Source organism: Hyphomonas sp. (assembly GCF_036964145.1).
In the GTDB taxonomy this organism is placed as follows: domain Bacteria; phylum Pseudomonadota; class Alphaproteobacteria; order Caulobacterales; family Hyphomonadaceae; genus Hyphomonas.
This window is the reverse complement of sequence record NZ_JBALUC010000002.1, coordinates 959726-981824: the sequence shown is the minus strand read 5'-3', so window position 1 is coordinate 981824 and position 22099 is coordinate 959726. Positions and strand designations below refer to the sequence as shown.

Sequence of the window (22099 nt, the reverse complement as noted above, 5' to 3'; positions counted from 1 at the left end):
TGTCTGGCAGTCAGGTCCGGGTGAAGACCCAGTATTTGTTGATCAGGAAATTGACCGTCAGCGAGGCCGCCGCCGCAAGGCCGAAATAGACCAGCGCGAGCAGGGGGCCTGGGGCGCGGATCAGTTCGAGCGCGCCGATGATGCCGACCCGTACGCAAAAGGCTGCCCCGAGGGAGGTGAAATTGCGCACCAGCCGCCCGGACGACACTGTCGAGCTGTCATGCCGGAACGTCCAGAATTCATGGATGAAATAGAAAATGAGTCCGGTCACGACAAAGGCGATGGCCGCTGACAGGGTGAGGCTGAAATGCGCGCCGAGGCGCAGCGCCATGGTGAGGACCAGATCCAGGCCAAACGCCGCGATGCTGGCCAGCCCATAGCGGGCAGCCGGCCGGCTGAGCAGGGCGGAGAGCGGCGATTTCATCATTTGAAACAGGTCCCTGGGAGCGAGATGACAGATCCTGTCGAGTGTCGGCGAAAAGCGTGAGGCCTTGGTTAAGGCAAGTTGAAGGGGGGTGGGGGAGCCTGCCACATCTTGCGACAAATGCCGCTCATTCCGGCAAAGTCCCGCAAGACGTCCGCGCTATTCGGGGCGTATGGCAAGACGGATCGATTTCATCATAGCCGGCGTCCAGAAGGCCGGCACCACATCGCTGGACGCCTTCCTGCGCCAGCATCCCGACATCTGCATGGCGAGGAAGAAGGAGCCCCATTTCTTCGACACGCGCCCGCCGACCGGTATCCGCCTGCTCGACTACTGGCTGTATCATCGCCAGTTCGACTGGAACGCCTGGCGCGATGGCTCTGTGCTGGGCGAGGCGACGCCGATCATCAGTTGGTGGAGCGGAGCGCTGGAGCGGGTCTGGACATACAATCCCCGGATTCAGATCGTCGTCATACTGCGCGACCCGGTCGAGCGGGCCTGGTCGCATTACCGTATGGACTGCCGGCTCGGCCGCGAGACGCTGCCCTATCCGGTGGCGATCCGGCAGGAGCGCGAGCGCGCCCGGCGGGCCCTGCCGGAGCAGGACAGGGAGCGCTCCTATCTGGCGCGGAGCTATTACGCGCCCCAGATCCGGGAATTGCGGCGGCTGTTCTCCGACGACCAGCTATTGTTCCTGCGCAGTGAGGACCTGGCCGGGGATTCCCAGAAGGAACTGGCCAAGGTGTGCCGGTTCCTGGGCGTGGCGGCCCATCAATTCGACATAGCGGAGCGTTACAATGCTGCCCCCGATGAAGACCGGATGAGCTCAGACGATCGGGACTATCTGCGACGTGTCTTCGCGCATGACGCGGCTGAAACCCGCGCCCTCCTGGGCTGGGATCAGGGCGCATGGAGCGTGTGAGGACACGGCTGGCGCCACGCCCTCATGCCTCATGGGCGAGGGGGGCGGTCCCATGCAAGAACGAAGGAAGTAGCTTTCCCTTTCCAGGGCTCCCAGTAAGACTTGCGGCCTCACTGCATCTGGAAAGCTGAAGATAGGCGAACAGCTGGGAGCCAGTATCGCAGGACCCGCTGTGGCGGCCATGCGAGATGACATGAGGAACGAGAATTGGCCCGCTGGAACGCTGAAATCCGCCCAATTCGAATTGCGGGCCCTGTTCGGTTTGCCACCTGTCTCGGAAATGCCGCCTGAGCGATAGAGGCTGAGAGTTTTACCCCTGTGAGTCTTTCTGCATAAAAGCTTCACGACTCAGTTGACGCGGGCCTATCGATCCCATAAACCCCCGACTTCGCCGGGATGGCAGCGCTTTATAGAGCGAACGCTCCCTCGAAACAGACAATTTAATCCCACGTAACGCCCTGGCGCACTTTTGCGCCACGTTGGGGCTAACGTGTTTTGTGCGGACGGACCGAACGATGGAACGACAAAATATCCGGATCAGGCTCAAGGCCTTCGATCACCGCGCCCTCGACATGTCGGCGAAAGAGATTGTGAGCACGGCCAAGCGCACCGGCGCTGAGGTCAAAGGCCCGATCCCGCTGCCGACCCGTATCGAGCGCTTCACCGTGAACCGCTCGCCGCACATCGACAAGAAGTCGCGCGAGCAGTTTGAAATCCGGACCCATAAGCGGATCCTCGACATTGTAGACCCGACCCCGCAGACCGTGGACGCGCTGATGAAGCTCGACCTGTCGTCCGGCGTTGGCATCGAAATCAAACTTGAGGGAGGCCGCTAATGGCTCTGCCAGCACCCCGTTCCGGCGTGCTTGCCCGCAAGGTTGGCATGACACGCGTATTCGACGAGACCGGCCGCCACGTGCCCGTCACCGTCCTGTCGCTTGATGGCTGCCAAGTTGTTGGCGTGCGCACCGAAGAAGAGCGCGCCGTGAAGACCAAGAAGGGTGGCGACGTCACCCGCACGGACGGCTACCAGGCTGTCATTCTCGGCATCGGTGAAAAGAAAGCCAAGCGCACGTCCAAGGCGCTGCGCGGCCAGTTTGCGAAAGCCGGCGTTGCGCCAAAGCGCAAGCTGCGCGAATTCCGCGTCTCTGGCGACCTGCCGGAAGTTGGCGCTGAAGTTCAGGCTGACCATTTCGTTCCGGGTCAGAAAGTTGACATCGCCGGCATCACGATCGGTAAGGGTTTTGCCGGTGCGATGAAGCGCTGGAATTTCGGCGGCCTGCGCGCGACGCACGGTGTGTCCATCTCTCACCGTTCGCACGGTTCGACGGGTATGAACCAGGATCCGGGCCGCGTGTTCAAGAACAAGAAAATGGCCGGTCATTACGGCGTTGAGCGTGTCACCACCCAGAATTTGGAAGTGGTCCGCACCGACGTTGAGCGCGGCCTTATCCTGGTCAAGGGCGCTGTGCCCGGCCATGACGGCAGCTATGTCGAAGTCCGCGACGCGGTGAAGAAGGCCCTTCCGGCCGACGCACCAGCGGCTGGCTCCTTCAAGGCGGCAGGCGCGGCTGATGCGCCAGCGGCTGAAGCAACTCAAGAGGGTGCTGAATAATGGAACTCGCAGTCAAAACCCTTGCCGGCAAAGAGGCTGGAAACATCACGCTCGACGATGCCATCTTCGGCATCGAAGAGATCCGTGGTGACATCCTGCAGCGGACGGTTCGCTGGCAGCTGGCCAAGCGCCAGGCTGGTACGCACAAGACCCAGACCCGCGGCGAAGTCAGCCGCACCACGAAGAAGTACATCCGCCAGAAAGGTTCCGGCGGCGCGCGTCACGGTTCCCGTAATGCGCCGATCTTCGTCGGTGGTTCTGTCGCGCACGGCCCGAAAGTCCGCAGCCACGCTCACGACCTTCCTAAAAAGGTCCGCAAGATGGCTCTGGCGCACGCCCTGTCTTCCAAGGTGAAGGCCGATGCGGTCATCGTGCTGGACGAGGCAATCCTGTCGGCTCCGAAAACGAAAGAGCTGGTTGGTCAGTTCGCCGGTCTCGGCATCGAGAACGCCCTGATCATCTCAGGCACGTCCGTGGACGAGAATTTCGCCAAGGCGGCCCGCAACATTCCTAACGTCGACGTGCTCCCTGTCGCTGGCCTGAATGTCTATGACATCCTGCGCCGCAAGAAGCTCGTCATCACCAAGGAAGCGGCCGAAGGCATCAAGGCCCGTTTCGACGGCGCGAAGGAGGCTAAGTAATCATGGCCGACATCAAAGAACATCACTACGACGTCATCCGTCGCCCGCTGATCACCGAGAAATCCACTCTGGTGGCTGAAGACAACAAGATTGTCTTCGAAGTGGCGATCGACGCTGACAAGAAAGCGATCAAGGACGCTGTCGAAGCGCTCTTCAAGGTCGAAGTAACCAAGGTCAACACTCTGGTCCAAAAGGGCAAGACGAAGCGTTTTCGTGGCTATGAAGGTCGTCGCAACGACATGAAAAAAGCCATCGTGACGCTCGCCGAGGGCCAGTCCGTCGACATCACGACGGGCCTCTAGGGGAGAAGGACGAGAAACATGGCACTGAAGACTTTCAACCCAACCTCCCCAGGACGCCGCCAGCTGGTGCTGGTGGACCGGTCTGACCTTCACAAGGGCAAGCCCGTCAAGGCGCTGACCGAAGGCCTGACCAAGAAGGGTGGACGCAACAATACGGGTCGTATCACGGCTCGCCGCATCGGTGGCGGCGCGAAGAAGCTGTACCGCAAGGTCGACTTCAAGCGTAACCGCTGGGACATGCCGGCCACTGTCGAGCGCCTGGAATATGATCCGAACCGCACGGCCTTCATCGCGCTGATCAAGTACGAAGACGGCCAGCTGTCCTACATCATCGCGCCACAGCGCCTTGAAGTCGGCGACACGGTGGTCACGTCCAAGACGGCAGACATCAAGCCGGGCAACACGCTTCCGCTGAAAAGCATTCCGGTCGGTACGATCATTCACAACATCGAGCTGAAGCCCCAGAAGGGCGCGCAGATGGTTCGCTCCGCTGGCACCTATGCCCAGCTGGTCGGTCGTGATGGTGGGTACGCCCAGATCAAGCTGACTTCCGGCGAACTTCGCATGGTGATGGATAGCTGCCTGGCAACCGTCGGCGCCGTGTCCAATCCGGACAACATGAACCAGGTTCTGTCCAAGGCAGGCCGCAAGCGTCACATGGGCAAGCGCCCGTCTGTCCGCGGTGTTGTCATGAACCCGGTTGACCACCCACACGGTGGTGGTGAAGGCAAGTCGTCCGGTGGACGTCACCCAGTGACGCCATGGGGTAAGAAAACACGCGGTCCGAAGACCCGTAAAAACAAGGCAACGGATCGTCTGATCATCCGTCGCCGTAACGCGAAACGCTAAGAGGAGCCGCAAGACATGCCACGTTCTGTCTGGAAAGGCCCGTTCGTAGACGGCTATCTGCTCAAGAAAGCAGAAGAAGCGCGCGCCTCTGAGAAGCGCGTTGTGATCAAGACCTGGTCGCGCCGTTCAACGATCCTGCCTAACTTTGTCGGCCTGAATTTCCAGGTCCACAATGGCAACAAATTCATCCCGGTTTCCGTCTCTGAGGAAATGGTCGGTCACAAGTTCGGCGAGTTCGCGCCAACGCGGTCCTACTATGGCCACGGTGCGGACAAGAAAGCGAAGAGGAAGTAGTCATGGCTAAAGCCAAGAATCCTCCGAAGCAGGCTTCGAATGAATCGCGCGCCGTGCTGCGCATGTACCGTTCCAGCCCGCAGAAGCTGAACCTTCTGGCTCAGCAGATCCGCGGTATGCCGGTCGAGCGTGCGCTGGCCCAGCTGCAGTTCTCGCCGAAGCGTCCTGCCCAGGATGTCCGCAAGCTGCTGCAAAGCGCCATTGCGAACGCCGAGAACAATCACGGCCTCGACATCGACAGCCTCGTCGTTGCGGAAGCCCATGTCGGCAAGAACCTCGTGATGAAGCGTATTCGCGCCCGGGCTCGTGGCCGCGCTGCGCGCATCCAGAAGCCATTCTCGCAGATGACCATCATCCTGCGTGACACCTCAGTTGAAGCGGAGGCCGCATAATGGGTCAGAAAGTAAATCCGATCGGCCTGCGTCTGGGCATCAACCGGACGTCTGACAGCCGCTGGTATGCCGACACGGCCGATTTCGGTCGCCTGCTGCACGAAGACATCGCGATCCGCAAGGAAATCCGCAAGCGTCTGAAGCAAGCCGGCATCTCGAAGATTATCATCGAGCGTCCGCACAAGAAATGCCTCATCACGATCCACACGGCACGTCCGGGTCTCGTGATCGGCAAGAAGGGCGGCGACATCGAAGCCCTTCGCAAGGTTCTGTCGAAGATGACGACCGACGAAGTCCGCGTGAACCTGGTCGAGATCCGCAAGCCGGAAATCGATGCCACGCTGATCGCCGACGACATCGCACGCCAGCTTGAGCGCCGCGCCTCGTTCCGTCGCACCATGAAGCGGGCCATCCAGTCCGCCATGCGCCTCGGCGCTGACGGTGTGAAGATCATGGTGTCCGGTCGTCTTGGCGGCGCAGAGATTGCGCGGACCGAGAAGTATGCAGAGGGCTCCGTGCCGCTGCACACGCTGCGCGCCGACATCGATTACGGCACTGCAGAAGCTGCCACCACTTACGGCATCATCGGGATCAAGGTCTGGGTCTACAAAGGCGAGATCATGGAGCACGACCCGATGGCTCAGGACAAGCGTCTGGAATCTTCCGGCCAGTCCCGTGCACGTGCCAATGCCAACCAGCGCGGACCGGCCACCGGTGCGCAAGCCGCCGGAGCGTAAGAGATGCGTCAACCGAAGCGAACCAAATTCCGTAAGGCCTTCAAGGGCCAGATCCGGGGCAATGCCAAGGGCGGTTCATCGCTGGCATTCGGCGAGTTCGGCCTGAAGGCTCTCGAGCCGGAGCGGGTCACCGCGCGCCAGATCGAGGCAACCCGCCGGGCTGTCACGCGTCACATGAAGCGTCAGGGCAAAGTGTGGATCCGTGTATTCCCGGACCTGCCTGTGTCTGCGAAGCCGATTGAAGTCCGGATGGGTAAGGGTAAAGGCTCTGTCGACCGTTGGGTCGCCCGCGTCGCCCCTGGCCGCATCCTGTTCGAAATCGACGGCGTGTCTGAGGAAATCGCTCGCGAGGCTCTGCGCCTCGGCGCTGCGAAACTTCCGATCAAGACGAAAGTCGTCAAGCGGATCGAGGGTATCTGATCATGAAAGCCCAGGATGTAAGAACCAAAAGCCTCGACCAGCTCAAGGATGAGCTCGTCAAGCTGAAGAAAGAGCAGTTCAACCTGCGTTTCCAGACGGCCACCGGCCAGCTGGAGAAAACGGCCCGAGTGAAGGAAGTCCGCCGCGATATTGCACGCGTCAAGACGATCCTCCGCGAGAAAGCCGAAGCAGGTCAGGCGTAGGAGAGAGATCATGCCAAAGCGTATTATGGAAGGCGTCGTGGTCTCTGCCAAGCAGAACAAGACCGCAATCGTCCGCGTAGAGCGGACCTTCACCCACTCGGTGATGAAGAAGATTGTTCGCCGCTCTAAGAAGTATCACGCCCACGATGAAGCCAATGCGGCTGTCGAGGGTCAAATCGTAACGATCCAGGAGTGCGTTCCGCATTCCAAACTGAAACGCTGGGAACTTGTGACCGGCGGGGAAGGTGACGCATGATCCAGATGCAATCAAACCTTCGCGTCGCCGACAATTCCGGCGCGCGCCGCGTTCAGTGCATCAAGGTGCTGGGTGGCGCAGGCCGCCGGTATGCATCGGTTGGTGACGTGATCGTGGTGTCCATCAAGGAAGCAATTCCGACGGGCCGCGTGAAGAAGGGTGACGTCCGCAAGGCTGTCGTCGTTCGCGTGGCAAAGGACATCAACCGCCCGGATGGCACGACCATCCGTTTCGACTCAAACGCTGCCGTCCTCATCAATACCAATGGTGAGCCAATCGGCACTCGTGTGTTTGGCCCGGTCCCGCGTGAACTGCGCGGCAAGAACCAGGTCAAGATCGCGAACATGGCCCCGGAGGTCTTGTAAGATGGCTGCTAAGATCAAAAAAGGCGACTCGGTTGTCGTGATCGCAGGCCGCGACAAGGGTACCAAAGGCGAAGTGCTGAAGGTGCTGGTCGACGAGGACCGCGTGGTTGTACGCGGCGTCAACGTCGTCAAGAAGCACCAGAAGCCGAGCCAGATGGATCCCGGTGGTCTGAAAACGTTCGAAGCACCGATCCACGTGTCCAACGTGGCTCATGCCGATCCGCGTGACGGAAAAGCAGTGCGTGTTGGTTTCAAAACTGATGAGCATGGCCGCAAGACGCGCTTTGCCAAACGCTCAGGGGAGTCCATCGATGTCTAAGGCATACGAACCCCGTCTCAAGACGAAGTACCGTGATGAGATCCGGGCCAAGCTGCAGGAGCAGTTCAAGTATTCGAACCCGATGAAGGTTCCGAAGCTGGACAAGGTCGTGATCAACATGGGTGTCGGCGAAGCTGTCTCCGACTCCAAGAAGATCAAGGCTGCCCTGGCCGAACTCGAACTGATCGCAGGCCAGAAGCCTGTCGCCACCAAGGCGCGCAAGTCGATCGCTGGCTTCAAGCTGCGCGAAGGCATGCTGATCGGTGCGAAAGTGACCCTGCGCCGTGAGCGCATGTACGAGTTCCTTGACCGGCTCACCAATATTGCGCTGCCGCGCGTGAAGGATTTCCGTGGACTGAACGGAAAGAGCTTCGACGGCATGGGCAATTACGCCATGGGCCTCAAAGAACACATCGTTTTCCCGGAGATCAATTACGATCAGGTGGAAGATATTCGCGGTATGGACATCATCGTCTGCACCACGGCTGAAACCAACGAAGAAGCCAAGGCACTCCTCGCCGAGTGTGGCTTCCCGTTCCGGAACTAGCGCCAGGAGATCTGCTGATATGGCAAAGAAGAGCGCAATCGAGAAGAACAAGAAGCGTCAGAAGCTTGTTGAAAAGTACGCTGCAAAGCGTGCTGAGCTGAAGGCTGTCGCCATGAATGAAGACCTTTCCCTGGAAGAGCGCTTCAAGGCACGTCTCAAGCTTGCTGAACTTCCGCGTAACTCGGCCCCAAACCGTGTGCGCAATCGCTGTGAAGTAACCGGGCGTCCGCGCGGCTACTATCGCAAACTTAAGATGTCGCGGATCGCGCTGCGTGAGCTTGGCTCAAACGGTCAGATCCCCGGTCTCGTGAAGTCCAGCTGGTAAGAGAGGAGGATATCAAAGATGAACATTTCTGATCCCCTCGGAGATATGCTGACACGCATCCGCAACGCTCAGATGCGCGGCATGTCTAAAGTCGTCACCCCGTCTTCGAAAATTCGGGTCCGCGTTCTGGAGGTTCTCATCAATGAGGGCTTCATCCGCGGCTACACCGAAGTCGAGAAAGACGGACACAAGAATATTGAAATCGAGCTGAAGTACTATGAAGGCCAGCCGGTGATCTCGGAGATCAAACGTGTCTCCAAGCCAGGCCGCCGGGTGTACTCTTCTGTCTCCGACATTCCGCTGGTGCGCAATGGTCTGGGCATTTCGATCCTTTCGACTTCGAAAGGCGTAATGTCTGACAATGCAGCCCGCAGCGAGAATGTGGGCGGCGAAGTGCTCTGCCGCGTATTCTAGGAGAGCTATCATGTCACGTATTGGTAAACTCCCGATCGAAGTCCCGAATGGCACGACCGTGTCCGTCGAAGGCCAGACGATCAAGGCCAAAGGCTCCAAGGGTGAGTTGTCTCTCGTCCTGTCCGAGCTGATCACGCCAAAGCTTGAAAACAACGAGCTGACCGTCACGCCACGCGAAGATCTCGTGAAGGCTGCAAATGACCGCATCGAGGCTGAAAAAGCTCGTGGTCGTCGTCTGCCGACTTTCGCCGAAGCCCTTGATTCCAAGGCCCGTACGCAGTGGGGCACCGCCCGTGCCCGCGCCGCGAACATGGTCGAAGGTGTATCGAACGGATATTCGAAGACGCTGGAACTGGTCGGGGTCGGTTATCGTGCCCAGATGCAGGGTAACGATCTCAAGCTCGCACTCGGCTTCTCGCACGATGTGATCTTCAAGGCTCCGGACGGCATCAAGCTGGAAGCGCCGAAGCCAACCGAGATCATCATCTCTGGTGCAGACAAGCAGTCTGTTGGCCAGGTTGCTGCCGAGCTCCGCGAATTCCGTCCGCCTGAGCCATACAAAGGCAAGGGTATCCGTTATCAGGGCGAATATGTCCGCCGCAAGGAAGGCAAGAAGAAGTAAGCCCATGAAAAGCTCACGCGATAAGATGCTGCGCCGCGCCCAGCGGGTTCGTACCAAGCTCCGCAAGGTTGCTGAGGGTCGTCCACGCCTGTCGGTTGCGCGCAGCCACAAGAATATTTCCGCCCAGATCATCGATGACGAAAAGGGCATCACGCTCGCTTCGGCTTCGACGCTGGAGAAGGACGTACTCGGTTCGGCCAAGACCGGTGGTGACGCCGCTGCGGCTGCCCTCGTCGGCAAGACGCTCGCAGAGCGCGCGAAAGAAGCCGGCGTCGAAGACGTCGTCTTTGATCGTGGCGGTTACATGTTCCACGGCCGGGTGAAAGCCCTGGCAGACGCCGCCCGTGAGGGCGGTCTCAAATTCTAAGGAGAGGCCCTATGGCTGAAGAAAGAGGAAGAGGCCGCCGGAATCGCGATCGCGACGAGGAGCAGTCCGACATCGTCGACAAGCTGGTTGGTATCAACCGCGTCGCGAAGACGGTCAAAGGCGGTAAGAATTTCGGTTTTGCTGCCCTGGTCGTCGTTGGTGACCAGAAGGGCCGCGCAGGCTTCGGCAAGGGCAAGGCCCGCGAAGTGCCTGAAGCGATCCGCAAGGCCACGGAAGAAGCCAAGCGCAACATGGTTCGCGTGCCGCTTCGTGAAGGCCGCACCCTGCATCATGATGGCCGCGGCCGTCACGGCGCAGGCAAGGTGGTGCTGCGTGCAGCGCCTCCGGGTACCGGCGTGATCGCGGGTGGTCCGATGCGGGCTGTCATGGAAGTGCTGGGTGTCCAGGACGTGGTCGGCAAGTCGATCGGTTCCTCGAACCCGTACAACATGGTACGTGCAACCTTTGACGCGCTCAAAGAGCAGAACAGCCCGCGGACCGTTGCGTCCAAGCGTGGCCTGAAGGTTCAGGATGTCGTCGGTCGCCGCAATGATGGCGCGTCCGAAGCCGGCATGGCTGACGCGACGAACTAGGGAAGGGCGAAAGAATGGCTAAAAGCAAAGTCACTGTCCGCCAGGTTGGCAGCCCGATCGGCCGCAAACCTGAGCAGCGCCAGACCCTGATGGGGCTGGGCCTGAACAAGGTCGGCCGCACCAAGGAACTCGAAGATACGCCTTCTGTGCGGGGCATGATCCGCAAGGTGGCTCACCTGGTTGAGGTGGTTGGCGAGTAGTCGCCACCATCTGCAGCCGCACGATATCGAAAGATAGACCGATGAAACTGAACGAATTGTCTCCCGCTGAGGGCTCAACAAAGAACCGCCTGCGCGTTGGCCGCGGCGTCGGCTCTGGCAAGGGCAAGACGGCTGGTCGCGGTGTCAAAGGCCAAAAGGCCCGTTCCGGCGTTGCCGTGAATGGCTTCGAGGGCGGCCAGATGCCGATCTACATGCGTCTGCCGAAGCGTGGCTTCACGGCCCGCAACTCCAAGACTCATGCCTGGGTGAACCTTGGCCGTCTGGGCAAGGCGATTGCTGCTGGCAAGCTTGACGCCAAGAATGTGACCGAAGAGTCGCTGGTGGCTGCTGGCCTGGTACGTAATGTGCGCGACGGTGTGCGTCTGCTGGCCAAAGGTGACGCACCCAAGAATCTGAATATCACTGTGACAGGTGCCTCCAAGGGAGCTATTGAAGCTGTCGAGAAGGCTGGCGGTAAAGTCACCGTCACGGGCCCGGCGAAAGACGCTGCTGACGAATAGTTGGCGGTTTTTACCGGGAACCCCTTCACAAATACTGTTTCGCCGCCGATTTAGGCGGCGAACGCTTTTTCAGGGAGGTCAAGCGGCCCATGGCGAATGCTGCCGAACAAATGGCTCGGAACATGAATTTCCGGAGCTTTGCAAAAGCCAAGGACCTGCAGAGCCGGATCCTGTTTACCCTCGGGATCCTGATCCTCTACCGTCTCGGGACGTTCATCCCGCTGCCCGGCCTCGACCCGCAGCAATACGCGCAATTCTTCGAGAGCCAGTCCGGTGGCCTGCTCGGCAACATGAACATGTTTGCCGGCGGCGCCGTGGAGCGGATGGGGGTCTTCGCCCTGAACGTGATGCCCTACATCACGGCCTCGATCATCATCCAGATGCTGACCGCCACCTCTCCGACGCTGGAAAAGCTGAAGAAGGAAGGCGAGGCAGGCCGCAAGCAGATCAACCAGTACACACGTTACCTGACGCTGGGCTTTGCCCTGGTGCAGTCCTTTGCGATTGCCGGCGGCCTGGCCGCTGTGCGAATCGAGGGCATCTCGTCCTGGTTCTTCATCCTGACCGGCGTTGTGACGCTGACCGGCGGCACGATGCTGCTGATGTGGATGGGGGAGCAGATCACGGCGCGCGGCATCGGCAACGGCATCTCGCTGATCATCTTCGCCGGCATCATCGCCGAAATGCCGAAGGCGATCTTCAATTTGATCTCGCAGGCCCGCACCACGTCTGTGAACGTGGCGTTCGTCGTGGCCATTGCCGCCATGGTGATCGCGCTGGTTGTCTTCATCGTCTTCATGGAGCGCTCGCAGAGGCGGCTTCTGATCCAGTATCCGAAGCGACAGCAGGCGCATGGCGTCGCGCAGGGCCAGAAGAGCTTCCTGCCGCTCAAGATCAACACATCTGGTGTTATCCCGCCAATCTTCGCCTCTGCGCTGCTGATGCTGCCGCTGACGGCGGTGGGCTTCCTGGGTGGCAATCCGGCTGATGCCGAAGCCTCCGGCGCTGTGAGTGGCGTTCTAGGCTGGCTGGCGACGCATTTCGCGCCGGGCTCGTGGACCTACATCACGTCTTACGGGGCGATGGTGATCTTCTTTGCCTTCTTTTACACCTCCATCATGTTCAATCCGGAAGAGACGGCGGACAATCTGCGCAAGTATGGCGGATTCATCCCCGGCATCCGTCCCGGCTCGAACACGGCGGCCTATATTGACTATGTTTTGACCCGACTGACGACCATCGGCGCCCTGTACCTGATGTTCGTCTGTATCCTCCCCGAACTCCTGCGGCGATATTTCCCAGAGATACCTTTCTATATTGGCGGTACTTCTCTTCTGATCGTTGTGTCTGTTACGATGGATACAGTTACACAGATTCAGTCGCATTTGATCGCGCACCAGTATGAGGGCATGATCAAGAAGTCGAAACTCGGGGGTCGTAAGAGATGAACCTAATTCTGTTCGGGCCGCCAGCGGCCGGAAAAGGCACGCAGGCGAAACGCCTGGTCGAGGAGCGGGGGTTCGTCCAACTCTCTACCGGTGACATGCTGCGCGCGGCGCGCGCGTCTGGCTCCGAGCTCGGAGAAAAGGTCGCCAAGATCATGGATGAGGGCAGTCTCGTTTCCGATGAGATCGTCATCGCCCTGATCGATGAACAATTGGAAGTTCAGGCCGGCGCGCCGGGATTCATCTTTGATGGCTTCCCGCGCACCGTTGGCCAGGCTGAAGCGCTGGATCGTTTGCTCGAATCCCGCGGCGAAGCCGTCAATCGCGTGATCCGCATTCTTGTCGATGATGACAAGCTGCTGTCACGGGTCACCAAGCGGTTCGAAGAACAGGGTCGCAAGGATGACAACCCCGAGACGTTCTCGAAACGGCTCGAAAAATACTACGAAGATACCGCGCCCCTGGTGCCTATTTATGCCGAGCGTGGTATCCTCGTGGAAGTCGACGGAATGGGCTCTATCGAGGCGGTTGCTGCCGCCATCGACGCGGCCCTGAAAGAGACGGCGTAAAGGTGGGATTCCGCGGTTGACGCGTTAATTTCCATCGTTATAAGCCTCGTTTCTTAGCTTTAGGCTTAATCGCCGGCGCGCAGGACGGATGTTTCCGCCTTGGCGCGCTCTTTATGTATGAACAGTCCGCTTAGGAGATCGGCCTTGGCCCGTATTGCAGGCGTTAACATCCCGACCAACAAGCGCGTGGAAATCGCGCTGCGGTACATTCATGGCATCGGCCCGTCCATGGCTCGTGAAATCATCGAAAAGGTTGGCGTTGAGCCGACCCGTCGCGTGAACGAGCTGACCGACGCCGAAGTCATCAAGATCCGTGAAACGATCGATGCCGACTATCTCGTCGAAGGTGACCTTCGCCGTGACACGTCGATGAACATCAAGCGCCTGATGGATCTCGGTTCTTACCGTGGCCTGCGTCACCGCCGTAAACTGCCGGTTCGCGGTCAGCGTACTCACACCAACGCCCGTACCCGCAAGGGCCCGGCTAAGCCGATCGCCGGCAAGAAGAAATAGGATAGTCTTCAATGGCTCGTGAAACGACCCGCGTCCGCAAGAGAGAGCGCAAGAACATCACCTCCGGTGTTGTTCACGTGAACTCCAGCTTCAACAACACCATGGTCACCATCACGGATGCCCAGGGCAACACGATCTCTTGGTCGTCCTCCGGCATGATGGGCTTCAAGGGGTCGCGCAAATCGACGCCTTACGCAGCCCAGATGGCCGCAGAAGATGCTGCGAAGAAAGCCATGGATCACGGCATGCAGACTGTCGAAGTCAGCGTGCGTGGACCGGGCTCCGGCCGTGAGAGCGCCCTGCGCGCCCTCCAGGCGGCTGGCCTGACGGTTACGGCCATCACAGACACGACGCCAATTCCACACAATGGATGCCGCCCACCGAAGCGCCGCCGCGTCTAGTTCGTAATTTCCCGGCGGCGCAATTTCGCGCCGCCAGACCCATTCTAAGGATTCGTCGCCCATGGCAGACATCGAACCCACCAACGTCAACGACCGTAACTGGAAAGTGCTGATCCGCCCGAACCGTCCTGTCGTTCAGGCCGGATACGATGCCAAGCGCAAAGCCAAGCTCGTGATCGAGCCGCTCGAGCGTGGTTATGGTACGACCCTCGGTAACGCGCTGCGCCGCGTGCTGCTGTCGTCCCTGCAGGGTGCTGCGATCATCGGCGTCCAGATCGACAATGTCGTTCACGAGTTCTCTGCGATCCAGGGTGTTCGCGAAGACGTCACGACGATCGTGCTGAACCTGAAGCAGGTCGCCATCTTCATGGAAAGCGACACGCCGAAGCGCATGGTGCTGAAGGCGAAAGGCCCGGGCGAAGTCAAGGCCGGCCAGATCGAGACCTCGGGCGACACGAAGATCCTGAACCCTGACCTCGTCATCTGTACGCTGGATGATGGTGCGGAAGTTCGCATGGAATTCACGATTGCGACCGGCAAGGGCTATGTCCCGGCCGAGGCGCACCGTCCGGAAGACGCGCCAATTGGCTATATTCCGATTGATGCGATCTACAGCCCGGTTCGCCGCGTTGGCTACCAGGTCGAAGACACCCGTGAGGGGACGGTTCTCGACTATGACAAACTGACCCTGGACATCGAGACAGACGGTTCCGTGACGCCGGAAGACGCTGTGGCCTATGCCGCACGTATCCTACAGGACCAGCTGCAACTGTTCATCAACTTCGAAGAGCCGACCGTTGAAACGGGCGCGCAGACGGAAGAAACCGATCTCGGCTTCAACCCTGTCCTGCTCAAGAAGGTCGATGAGCTCGAACTGTCCGTTCGGTCGGCGAACTGCCTGAAGAACGACAACATTGTTTACATTGGTGACCTCATCCAGAAGTCCGAAGCAGAGATGCTGCGCACGCCGAATTTCGGCCGCAAATCCCTGAACGAGATCAAGGAAGTCCTCGCCGGTCTTGGCCTGCACCTCGGCATGGAAGTGCCGGACTGGCCGCCGGAAGACATCGAAGGCCTCGCCAAGAAATACGACGACCACCTCTAGCCCACTGAGTAATCGGGGGCCTGACCACCTCCTTAAGGAACACGACAATGCGCCATCGCCTTGGATACCGTAAACTGAACAAGACGACATCGCACCGCAAGGCGATGTTCGCGAACATGGCTGCCAGCCTCATTGAGCATGAGCAGATCGTGACCACCCTTCCAAAGGCGAAGGAAATGGCCCCGCTCATGGACAAGCTGGTGACCCTCGCCAAGAAGGGCGACCTGAATGCGCGCCGTCAGGCTCTTTCGAAGGTCCGCGACGAAGCGGCTGTCCGCAAACTGTTCGACGTGATGGGCGACCGTTACAAGGACCGCAATGGCGGCTACACCCGCGTGCTGAAAGCCGGCTTCCGCCATGGCGACAACGCACCGATCGCCGTACTGGAACTGGTTGACCGTGACGAGAGCGCCAAGGGCGCCGCGGATCGTGCCCGTCACGAAGCCGAAATGGAGTCGATGGAAGGCTAGGCTTTCCCCGCTTCATGCAATTGTTTCAGGAGCCCCGGACCGCTGGTCCGGGGTTTCTTGCATTCCAGAATGGGTTTTCCTGCCGTTGGCCAGAAAGCGCAGGTCGCTTGCCGGACCTATTTGCCGGGCGATTTGTGCGTCGTGGCCAGAAAATCGTCGGAATACCAAGGTGAGTCCGAGGCGTGGGGATTGTGGAAGGCTGATGAGGTCAGCGTGATATAGAGCTGAAGCAGACGAGAGGCCGTGCGCGGATGGCACCGGGTCAGTTCGTCGCGAATCCGCCAGCGGAAGCCGGTGGCGAGCTCGCCAATCAACTCGGCGCCTACGCTCGACAAGCTTGCCACGTCGCGCAATCCCTGGCCGATGACATGATTGTCCAGCAATTCCTGAATGCCATATTTTGACTGAGTGCCGCGCCGGGCAAGCCTGCGCTCGGTGTCGGACAATTCGCGTTCCATAAGTGTCGCCGCCATGGCGAAATCCTGCATGGCCAGATCCCACAATTTTTTCCGGGCCATCACCACACCGCGCTGTATCAGCGCCTGACGGCGGCTGGACGGGCCGTCGATGGTTTCGCCACGGGGCAGGAATTCATCGAGCGGCCAAGAGTCATGGATTCTGCCAAAGATGATCTGGTCGTGCTGGATCCAGCGCCGCACCAGTTCCGAGACGGGAAACTTGTTGGCGCCAGCGCCGCGGTCGCCATCATGTTGGCGCTGATGGAAGACGACTGATGGGCAGGCCGCGCCGGTACTGATCCGCGCAGCGCGGAGAATGTAGTCATAGTCTACCGAGCGTCTCAGGGCAGTATTGAACGGGCCGATTGCATCCAGCAGCGTCTTGTCGAACAGCATGCCCGACTGATGGGTGAACATGTCTTCCATCGTGGCGATCAGGAAGTCGCGGGGATGGCAGTCACGCCAATAGCCGGTATCCTGCCAGATACGCGCGCCGCCATCTGCGGGATCGGTGAAACGGTCGTGGCGACCATAACTGAACCCGGCCGAAGGGTTGGCCTCCAGCGCGGCGCTCAGTTTTGCCAGCGCGTCCGGGCAGACAATGTCGTCATCATCAACGACCCAGAGCCGGGTGCCGGTCATCAGCGTCATGGCATGGTTGATCGCGGCAGACTTGCCCTGGTTCTCGGTGCGCACATAGCGCACCTGCGGGTAGCGCGCCGCTATCGCGGGCGTGTCGTCGGTCGAGCCGTCATCAATCAGGAGGATCTCGTCCGGCTGCCGGGTCTGGGCGAGCACGGAATTGAGGGTATCAGCCAGCAGGGACGCTCTGTTGTAGGTCGGAATGACTACCGAGGTCGAATGCATCCCATTTTAGTCCCGTTCTGGAGGCCGAGGCGAGCCAGTAGAGAGTTCGCCAAGAAAAAATCTGTTGAATACAAATGTACCGCAGCAGTTTTTCCAATTCATTACTTATACCTCTAAGACTAACACGAAATAGGCAAAATCTGCTGGAGCTCCGCAGCCTCCCGGAAGAAAACCGCCAAACTTCGCGGCAGATGCGAACCGGCGGCCGGGCGATTGCGCAGCGCGTTCGGCTTCCTCTGGGATTCGGTGCCGCAAGCCTTTTGGGAGGCGGCCTCAAAGCTCCCCGTTTCGGCGGCGTTTCCATTTGTGACGCGGACGTCATCGGTGTAGTCTGCTGGCAAAATAACGGGAGAGAACAACATGGCCGACGGACACGACATGGGCGAGCGCGCGAAGTTTCGCGAAATGCTGGAAGGCACCAAGGAAGACTGGGACATCATTGTCGATCATTCCAAGAGCTTCAACAAAGGCCTTGCGAAACGGGTGCTCAATCATCTGCGCCTGCTCGATGGCGACTTTGGCGGCTTCCCGATCGACCGGCTGGAGCACTCGCTGCAGACCGCGACCCGCGCCCATCGCGATGGCCGCGACGAGGAATATGTCGTCTGCGCGCTGCTCCATGATATCGGTGACACGCTCGGCAGCTACAACCATCCGGACGTCGCCGCGGCGATCCTGAAACCGTTCGTCTCAGAGGCCAATCTCTGGATGGTGGCCAATCATGGCGCGTTCCAGGGCTATTATTTCTTCCATCATCTCGGCCTCGACCGGAACATGCGCGAGCATTTCAAGGACAGCCCGCACTATGAGTATTGCGCGCAGTTCTGCCATCTCTACGATCAGGCCGCCTTCGACCCGGACTATCAGAGCGAGCCGCTGGAATTCTTCATTCCAATGGTCGAGAATGTCTTCTCGAAGCCGGTAAATTCCATGTATCTCAAGGCAATGCAGGAATAAGCGGAGGCGTTACTCCGCCGACGTTTCCAACATGCAGGGGCCTTCGCTGGCGACGCTCGTCATCGCGGCGTGAGCTTCGCATTTATTGCCATAGGTCTTGCCGTCGCAGCCGCAAACCGGCTCATATTGCTTGGTGCACATCGGGCGGACCTCTTCACAGGTGCCGGCCGCGTCCGCAATATTGCGGCAGGCGCCATCTTCCATCTTGCAGAACAGGCCGTCCTCGCACTGGATGGCGGCGATGCCGCCACAGGTCTCGCCCACGCCAGCCATGATCGGACCGGTCGGCTGCTGCGCCTGAGGGGGCGGCGGTGTGTCGGCTTCAACGGGGGGAAGGTCTGCCGGGGGGGACTGGAGCCAGGCGCAGCTGGCCAGAAAAGTGACAGACAGAACAAGAGCGATGAGGCGCATGGTGATCTCCCTTTTTTACAGGAGATACCTGCGCCCCAATCGCGTATTTGGCAAGCCGGAGCCTAGCCTTTCATGCCGGCGGCGACAGCCGCGAAGATGTTCTGGCCGTGCTCGCCGCCAGACTGGAAGGCCGGCTTGGTGGTGGAGACGTCTGTGATCTGGTCCCATTTGGCAGCAACCGCTTCAGCCGACAGGCCTTCGCCCTGGCCAACGAAGACACCTTCGGTTTCGACAATGCGGGCCATCGAGAAGGCGCCGGCGCCCGCGGACAGGATCATGCCGGTCGGGGCGTCATCCTTGACGAGGTTCATCACGCCGGGCGTGACATATTCAGGCTTCAGCTGGGCAAGGACTTCGTCCGGCATCAGGCCTTCGGTCATGCGAGTCGCGGCAATCGGGCAGACGGCGTTGATCTTGATGTTGTTCTTCGCGCCTTCGATCTTCAGCGTGTTCATCATGCCGACCACGCCGAGCTTGGCGGCGCCATAGTTTGCCTGACCGAAATTGCCGTAGAGGCCGGTCGAGGAGGTGGTGACGACCACGCGGCCGAAATTCTGTTCCTTCATGATGTTCCAGGCGGCGTGCACCGGCATGAACGTGCCGCGAAGGTGAACGTCGATCACCAGGTCGATGTCGGCCTGGGTCATCTTGGAGAAGGATTTGTCGCGCAGGATGCCGGCATTGGCGATGATGATGTCGATGCGGCCCCATTTGGCCATCGTGTCGTCGATCATCTTCTTGACGCCGGCCTCGTCGGAAACGGACGAGCCATTCGCGATGGCTTCGCCGCCCATGGCCTCGATTTCCTTGACGACCGCTTCGGCAGCTTCGGAATTGCCGCCCGTGCCGTCCAGCGTGCCGCCGAGATCATTGATGACGACCTTGGCGCCGCGGCGGGCAAGTTCCAGCGCGTGGCAACGGCCGAGACCGCCGCCGGCACCTGTAACAATGGCGACGCGATCGTCGAAACGGATATCTGACATGGGAGGACTCCTCATTCCTTGACTGTTCTGCCCGTGTCTCAACAGACGCTCACGTAAACGTCAAGCATGCTCCTAGCGTCACCTCTTGCGCGGATTGCCGCGCCGTGATTGCGTTTCGGCCAGCCGAAGAAAAGTATCCAGGGAGGATCATCATGCTGGCTTACGTGACATTGGGATCGAACAACAAGGACAAGGCGCTCGAATTCTATGACGCCGTGATCGGAGAACTGGGCGGACAGCGCGTCTTCGCCAATGACCGGCTTCAATTTTATGGCACCGGGCCGGGCCAGCCGATGATCGCGATTGGCGGTCCTTATGATGGCGAAGCGGCCTCTGTCGGAAACGGCGTTATGCCGGCGCTGGGCTGCAAGGACACCGAGACGGTCGACCGCGCCTACAAGAAAGCGCTTGAGATGGGCGGCACCTGTGAAGGCGAGCCGGGCAACCGCATGCCGACCTTCTACGGCGCCTATTTCCGCGACCCGGACGGCAACAAGATCTGCGTCTGCAAGCTGGGCTAGGTCTCAGCCAAGCGCCGCCAGAAAGACTTCGAGCGTCTCTTTCGCGAAGAGGCGCATGTTTTCCGGGCGGTCGCTGAGGCCGGTCTCCAACGTGGTGGAGATCTCGAACCGGTTCGGGCCGACCACGGCGATGCAGGTGTGGCCTGCGGCGTCGCCATAGCCATTGCCGGTCGGGCCGGAGGCGCCAGTTTCGCAGAGGCCCCAATCGGCGGCGAGCTTGCCGCGAATGGTATTGGCGAGCAGGCGGGCATAGGGCTCGGTCGAGGAGCGCATGTCGCCAATATCCTCGCGCGTCAGGCCTAGCAGATGTTTGAACGCCTTGGGCGTGTAGATGACCCCGCCCCCCCGATAATAGGATGAGGCGCCGGGCACGGCGAGCAGCGCCGCCGAGATAAGGCCGCCAGCCGAGGATTCCGAGATGGCCACGGTCTCGCCGCGGGCCTTGAGCGTGTCCGCGATCTGTTGCGCGATGGGGATGAGGGTTTCCATGCGCGTCACTTGAGCAGCCGGGTGGGCACTGTGCAAGCCGGACGTCGGGAGAGGGCCAGGCCCTGGTCTCCCGCGCCGGTGCTTTGACTTCGCCCATCCTTCGACTTCGCTCAGGATGAGCGCTGCAACCTGGCAGCAGAGTGCGGACTCATCCTGAGCGAAGTCGAAGGATGGGCAGGCTGGGGGAGTTGCACGCAGTTGCGCACATGAATACTTCCCCTTCGGCCAAGGCGCCGCTAAGCCTGAATGTGACAGTTTGGGGAAAGGGAGCGGCGAATGCTTTCCATCGCAGGGTATGAATGGGGCTGGGACAATGCGCGGGCGCTGCTCGGCATCTTGCTGATCTATGGCGTGTGCTGGGTGCTTTCGGAGAAACGAAAGCTGTTTCCGTTCCGGCTGATCATCGGCGCGACGATCATGCAATTTGTGTTCGCGCTGATCCTGTTTGGCATCCCCTTCGTGCGAGCGATCCTGTTCAAGGCCAATGACGTGGTTGATGGCCTGCAGAATGCGACGCGTGCCGGCACGAGCTTCGTGTTTGGCTATGTCGGGGATAATGTTGCGGCCGACCAGCTGATGGGCGGGTCTCCACCGCCGCTGTTCTTCTTCCAGATCCTGCCGATCGTGATTGTTGTGGCCGCGCTGTCCGCCATTCTCTGGCACTGGCGCATACTTCAATGGGTCACAAACGGGTTCGCCTATATCTTCCAGCGCGCGATGGGGCTTGGCGGGGCAACGTCTCTCGCCGTGTCCGCTAATGTGTTCATGGGCATGACGGAAGCGCCCGTACTGATCCGGCCTTATATCAAGGGCATGACACGCTCAGAGCTGCTGATCATGATGACGGCGGGCTTTGCGACCATCGCAGGCAGTGTGCTTGTGGTGTACGGGGCGTTCCTTGAAGGCAAGATGGACAATCCGCTGGCGCAACTGCTGACGGCCTCCATCATGGCGGCCCCGGCAGCGGTGGCCGTGGCGCTCTGCCTGATCCCGGAAACGACGCCCGCGACCGAGCGGATGAAGGAACCGGATTTCAGCTATTCTTCCACGATGGATGCTTTTTCGACGGGCGCCTCTGACGGCCTGAAGATCGTCCTGAACATTGCGACCATGCTGATCGCGGCGCTGGCGCTGCTCTGGCTGGTCAATGCAGGGCTGGGCGCATTCCCGGATGTGGCGGGTGCACCGCTCTCCATCGAACGTATCCTTGGCTGGATCTTCGCGCCGCTGATGTACATGATCGGCGTGCCGATGGGCGAGGCGGCGCAATCGGGCTCGCTGATGGGCGTGAAGACGGTGCTGACCGAATTCGTGGCCTTCCTGCAGCTCGCTGAAGTGCCCCAGGACGCGATGGACCCGCGCACGCGCATCATCACCGCGCACGCCATTTGCGGCTTCGCGAACTTTGGCTCAATGGGCATCCTGATTGGCGGCCTGACGATTGTGGAGCCTGCGCGGCGGGATGATTTCCTGGCGCTGGCCTGGCGGACGCTGCTGGCCGGGACGCTGGCGACGTGCCTGTCGGGCGCCGTGGTCGGGGCCTTGCCGTACCAGCTGTTCGCGGGCGTGGGCGGCTGATCTT

The 22099-nt window shown here is 60.2% G+C and carries 36 protein-coding genes; 31 read left to right on the top strand and 5 right to left on the bottom strand.

The genetic code is table 11. The annotated features are described in order from the left end of the window. Positions 1 to 10 precede the first annotated feature (10 nt). Positions 11 to 427: a GtrA family protein gene (locus tag V7660_RS09715; RefSeq protein ID WP_335602881.1), complete on the bottom strand. Its 417-nt coding sequence runs from the start codon at positions 425 to 427 to the stop codon at positions 11 to 13. A 169-nt stretch (positions 428 to 596) separates the two neighbouring features. Between V7660_RS09715 and V7660_RS09710 the strand changes: the two genes are divergently transcribed. The 28 genes from V7660_RS09710 (at position 597) to rplQ (ending at position 15831) form a co-directional block, all read left to right on the top strand. Next, entirely contained in the window at positions 597 to 1346 is a 750-nt protein-coding gene (locus tag V7660_RS09710) for a sulfotransferase domain-containing protein (protein WP_335602880.1), read from the top strand. Between the two features lie 515 nt (positions 1347 to 1861). After that, positions 1862 to 2182 (top strand): 30S ribosomal protein S10, encoded by a 321-nt coding sequence (gene rpsJ / locus V7660_RS09705; protein ID WP_027836784.1) that lies wholly within the window; start codon positions 1862 to 1864, stop codon positions 2180 to 2182. Next, positions 2182 to 2961 carry a 50S ribosomal protein L3 gene (gene rplC / locus V7660_RS09700; RefSeq protein WP_335602879.1) on the top strand — a complete coding sequence of 260 codons (780 nt, stop codon included), beginning with the start codon at positions 2182 to 2184 and terminating at the stop codon, positions 2959 to 2961. The genes rpsJ and rplC overlap by 1 nt, the downstream gene beginning before the upstream one ends. After that, a complete protein-coding gene (gene rplD / locus V7660_RS09695; protein ID WP_335602878.1) occupies positions 2961 to 3602 on the top strand; it encodes a 50S ribosomal protein L4 in 642 nt (213 codons plus the stop codon). The genes rplC and rplD overlap by 1 nt, the downstream gene beginning before the upstream one ends. Positions 3603 to 3604: 2 nt before the next feature. After that, on the top strand, positions 3605 to 3904 hold the full coding sequence (locus V7660_RS09690) for a 50S ribosomal protein L23 (protein WP_335602876.1): 300 nt from the start codon (positions 3605 to 3607) through the stop codon (positions 3902 to 3904). Between the two features lie 18 nt (positions 3905 to 3922). Continuing rightward, on the top strand, positions 3923 to 4753 hold the full coding sequence (gene rplB, locus V7660_RS09685; RefSeq protein WP_335602875.1) for a 50S ribosomal protein L2: 831 nt from the start codon (positions 3923 to 3925) through the stop codon (positions 4751 to 4753). A 15-nt stretch (positions 4754 to 4768) separates the two neighbouring features. Then, entirely contained in the window at positions 4769 to 5047 is a 279-nt protein-coding gene (gene rpsS / locus V7660_RS09680; protein ID WP_034814209.1) for a 30S ribosomal protein S19, read from the top strand. A gap of 2 nt (positions 5048 to 5049) precedes the next feature. Then, positions 5050 to 5439: a 50S ribosomal protein L22 gene (gene rplV / locus V7660_RS09675; RefSeq protein WP_335602874.1), complete on the top strand. Its 390-nt coding sequence runs from the start codon at positions 5050 to 5052 to the stop codon at positions 5437 to 5439. Beyond that, the gene (gene rpsC / locus V7660_RS09670) at positions 5439 to 6176 is read left to right on the top strand and encodes a 30S ribosomal protein S3 (RefSeq protein ID WP_335602873.1); all 738 of its coding nucleotides are present in this window, start codon (positions 5439 to 5441) and stop codon (positions 6174 to 6176) included. The genes rplV and rpsC overlap by 1 nt, the downstream gene beginning before the upstream one ends. Before the next feature lie 3 nt (positions 6177 to 6179). Next, positions 6180 to 6596: a 50S ribosomal protein L16 gene (gene rplP / locus V7660_RS09665; RefSeq protein WP_335602872.1), complete on the top strand. Its 417-nt coding sequence runs from the start codon at positions 6180 to 6182 to the stop codon at positions 6594 to 6596. Between the two features lie 2 nt (positions 6597 to 6598). Continuing rightward, positions 6599 to 6799 carry a 50S ribosomal protein L29 gene (gene rpmC / locus V7660_RS09660; protein ID WP_034814205.1) on the top strand — a complete coding sequence of 67 codons (201 nt, stop codon included), beginning with the start codon at positions 6599 to 6601 and terminating at the stop codon, positions 6797 to 6799. Between the two features lie 10 nt (positions 6800 to 6809). Continuing rightward, positions 6810 to 7055: a 30S ribosomal protein S17 gene (gene rpsQ / locus V7660_RS09655; protein ID WP_034814204.1), complete on the top strand. Its 246-nt coding sequence runs from the start codon at positions 6810 to 6812 to the stop codon at positions 7053 to 7055. Continuing rightward, on the top strand, positions 7052 to 7420 hold the full coding sequence (gene rplN, locus V7660_RS09650) for a 50S ribosomal protein L14 (protein WP_034814203.1): 369 nt from the start codon (positions 7052 to 7054) through the stop codon (positions 7418 to 7420). Before rpsQ ends, rplN begins: the two co-directional genes overlap by 4 nt. 1 nt (position 7421) lies before the next feature. Next, the gene (rplX, locus tag V7660_RS09645) at positions 7422 to 7739 is read left to right on the top strand and encodes a 50S ribosomal protein L24 (protein WP_335602871.1); all 318 of its coding nucleotides are present in this window, start codon (positions 7422 to 7424) and stop codon (positions 7737 to 7739) included. Continuing rightward, positions 7732 to 8286 (top strand): 50S ribosomal protein L5, encoded by a 555-nt coding sequence (rplE, locus tag V7660_RS09640; protein WP_335602870.1) that lies wholly within the window; start codon positions 7732 to 7734, stop codon positions 8284 to 8286. Before rplX ends, rplE begins: the two co-directional genes overlap by 8 nt. Before the next feature lie 19 nt (positions 8287 to 8305). Beyond that, on the top strand, positions 8306 to 8611 hold the full coding sequence (gene rpsN, locus V7660_RS09635; protein WP_034814198.1) for a 30S ribosomal protein S14: 306 nt from the start codon (positions 8306 to 8308) through the stop codon (positions 8609 to 8611). 18 nt (positions 8612 to 8629) lie between these two features. Next, positions 8630 to 9025, top strand: coding sequence for a 30S ribosomal protein S8 (gene rpsH / locus V7660_RS09630; protein WP_335602869.1), 396 nt, complete (start codon positions 8630 to 8632; stop codon positions 9023 to 9025). A 10-nt stretch (positions 9026 to 9035) separates the two neighbouring features. Then, complete coding sequence (gene rplF / locus V7660_RS09625) at positions 9036 to 9647, top strand: 50S ribosomal protein L6 (RefSeq protein WP_335602868.1); 612 nt, start codon at positions 9036 to 9038, stop codon at positions 9645 to 9647. Between the two features lie 4 nt (positions 9648 to 9651). Then, positions 9652 to 10014 carry a 50S ribosomal protein L18 gene (rplR, locus tag V7660_RS09620; RefSeq protein ID WP_206992494.1) on the top strand — a complete coding sequence of 121 codons (363 nt, stop codon included), beginning with the start codon at positions 9652 to 9654 and terminating at the stop codon, positions 10012 to 10014. Positions 10015 to 10025: 11 nt separating this feature from the next. Beyond that, the gene (gene rpsE / locus V7660_RS09615) at positions 10026 to 10607 is read left to right on the top strand and encodes a 30S ribosomal protein S5 (RefSeq protein ID WP_034814187.1); all 582 of its coding nucleotides are present in this window, start codon (positions 10026 to 10028) and stop codon (positions 10605 to 10607) included. Between the two features lie 14 nt (positions 10608 to 10621). Beyond that, positions 10622 to 10807 carry a 50S ribosomal protein L30 gene (gene rpmD / locus V7660_RS09610; protein ID WP_335602867.1) on the top strand — a complete coding sequence of 62 codons (186 nt, stop codon included), beginning with the start codon at positions 10622 to 10624 and terminating at the stop codon, positions 10805 to 10807. Positions 10808 to 10848: 41 nt separating this feature from the next. Continuing rightward, positions 10849 to 11328: a 50S ribosomal protein L15 gene (rplO, locus tag V7660_RS09605; RefSeq protein ID WP_335602866.1), complete on the top strand. Its 480-nt coding sequence runs from the start codon at positions 10849 to 10851 to the stop codon at positions 11326 to 11328. Positions 11329 to 11417: 89 nt separating this feature from the next. After that, positions 11418 to 12776, top strand: coding sequence for a preprotein translocase subunit SecY (gene secY, locus V7660_RS09600; RefSeq protein WP_348211551.1), 1359 nt, complete (start codon positions 11418 to 11420; stop codon positions 12774 to 12776). Then, positions 12773 to 13342 (top strand): adenylate kinase, encoded by a 570-nt coding sequence (locus V7660_RS09595; protein ID WP_335602865.1) that lies wholly within the window; start codon positions 12773 to 12775, stop codon positions 13340 to 13342. Before secY ends, V7660_RS09595 begins: the two co-directional genes overlap by 4 nt. A 144-nt stretch (positions 13343 to 13486) precedes the next feature. Next, positions 13487 to 13855: a 30S ribosomal protein S13 gene (rpsM, locus tag V7660_RS09590; RefSeq protein ID WP_335602864.1), complete on the top strand. Its 369-nt coding sequence runs from the start codon at positions 13487 to 13489 to the stop codon at positions 13853 to 13855. A gap of 11 nt (positions 13856 to 13866) precedes the next feature. Next, a complete protein-coding gene (gene rpsK / locus V7660_RS09585; RefSeq protein ID WP_034814179.1) occupies positions 13867 to 14256 on the top strand; it encodes a 30S ribosomal protein S11 in 390 nt (129 codons plus the stop codon). 61 nt (positions 14257 to 14317) lie between these two features. Further along, positions 14318 to 15361: a DNA-directed RNA polymerase subunit alpha gene (locus V7660_RS09580; RefSeq protein WP_335602863.1), complete on the top strand. Its 1044-nt coding sequence runs from the start codon at positions 14318 to 14320 to the stop codon at positions 15359 to 15361. A 47-nt stretch (positions 15362 to 15408) separates the two neighbouring features. Then, positions 15409 to 15831, top strand: a complete 423-nt coding sequence (gene rplQ, locus V7660_RS09575; RefSeq protein WP_335602862.1) for a 50S ribosomal protein L17 — start codon at positions 15409 to 15411, stop codon at positions 15829 to 15831. Between the two features lie 116 nt (positions 15832 to 15947). Here rplQ and V7660_RS09570 read toward each other — a convergent pair whose 3' ends face one another. After that, positions 15948 to 17156, bottom strand: a complete 1209-nt coding sequence (locus V7660_RS09570; protein ID WP_335602861.1) for a glycosyltransferase family 2 protein — start codon at positions 17154 to 17156, stop codon at positions 15948 to 15950. A 360-nt stretch (positions 17157 to 17516) separates the two neighbouring features. On the opposite strand from V7660_RS09570, the gene V7660_RS09565 reads away from it, so the two are divergent. Then, entirely contained in the window at positions 17517 to 18113 is a 597-nt protein-coding gene (locus V7660_RS09565) for an HD domain-containing protein (RefSeq protein WP_335602860.1), read from the top strand. Between the two features lie 9 nt (positions 18114 to 18122). On the opposite strand, the gene V7660_RS09560 is transcribed toward V7660_RS09565, so the two are convergent. Then, complete coding sequence (locus tag V7660_RS09560; protein ID WP_335602859.1) at positions 18123 to 18524, bottom strand: Kazal-type serine protease inhibitor family protein; 402 nt, start codon at positions 18522 to 18524, stop codon at positions 18123 to 18125. Between the two features lie 62 nt (positions 18525 to 18586). Next, positions 18587 to 19507 (bottom strand): SDR family NAD(P)-dependent oxidoreductase, encoded by a 921-nt coding sequence (locus V7660_RS09555; protein ID WP_335602858.1) that lies wholly within the window; start codon positions 19505 to 19507, stop codon positions 18587 to 18589. Positions 19508 to 19659: 152 nt separating this feature from the next. Between V7660_RS09555 and V7660_RS09550 the strand changes: the two genes are divergently transcribed. Beyond that, a complete protein-coding gene (locus tag V7660_RS09550; RefSeq protein ID WP_335602857.1) occupies positions 19660 to 20028 on the top strand; it encodes a VOC family protein in 369 nt (122 codons plus the stop codon). Between the two features lie 3 nt (positions 20029 to 20031). On the opposite strand, the gene V7660_RS09545 is transcribed toward V7660_RS09550, so the two are convergent. Next, positions 20032 to 20517, bottom strand: coding sequence for a CinA family protein (locus V7660_RS09545; protein ID WP_335602856.1), 486 nt, complete (start codon positions 20515 to 20517; stop codon positions 20032 to 20034). A gap of 276 nt (positions 20518 to 20793) precedes the next feature. On the opposite strand from V7660_RS09545, the gene V7660_RS09540 reads away from it, so the two are divergent. Then, entirely contained in the window at positions 20794 to 22095 is a 1302-nt protein-coding gene (locus V7660_RS09540) for a NupC/NupG family nucleoside CNT transporter (RefSeq protein ID WP_335602855.1), read from the top strand. Positions 22096 to 22099 lie beyond the last annotated feature (4 nt).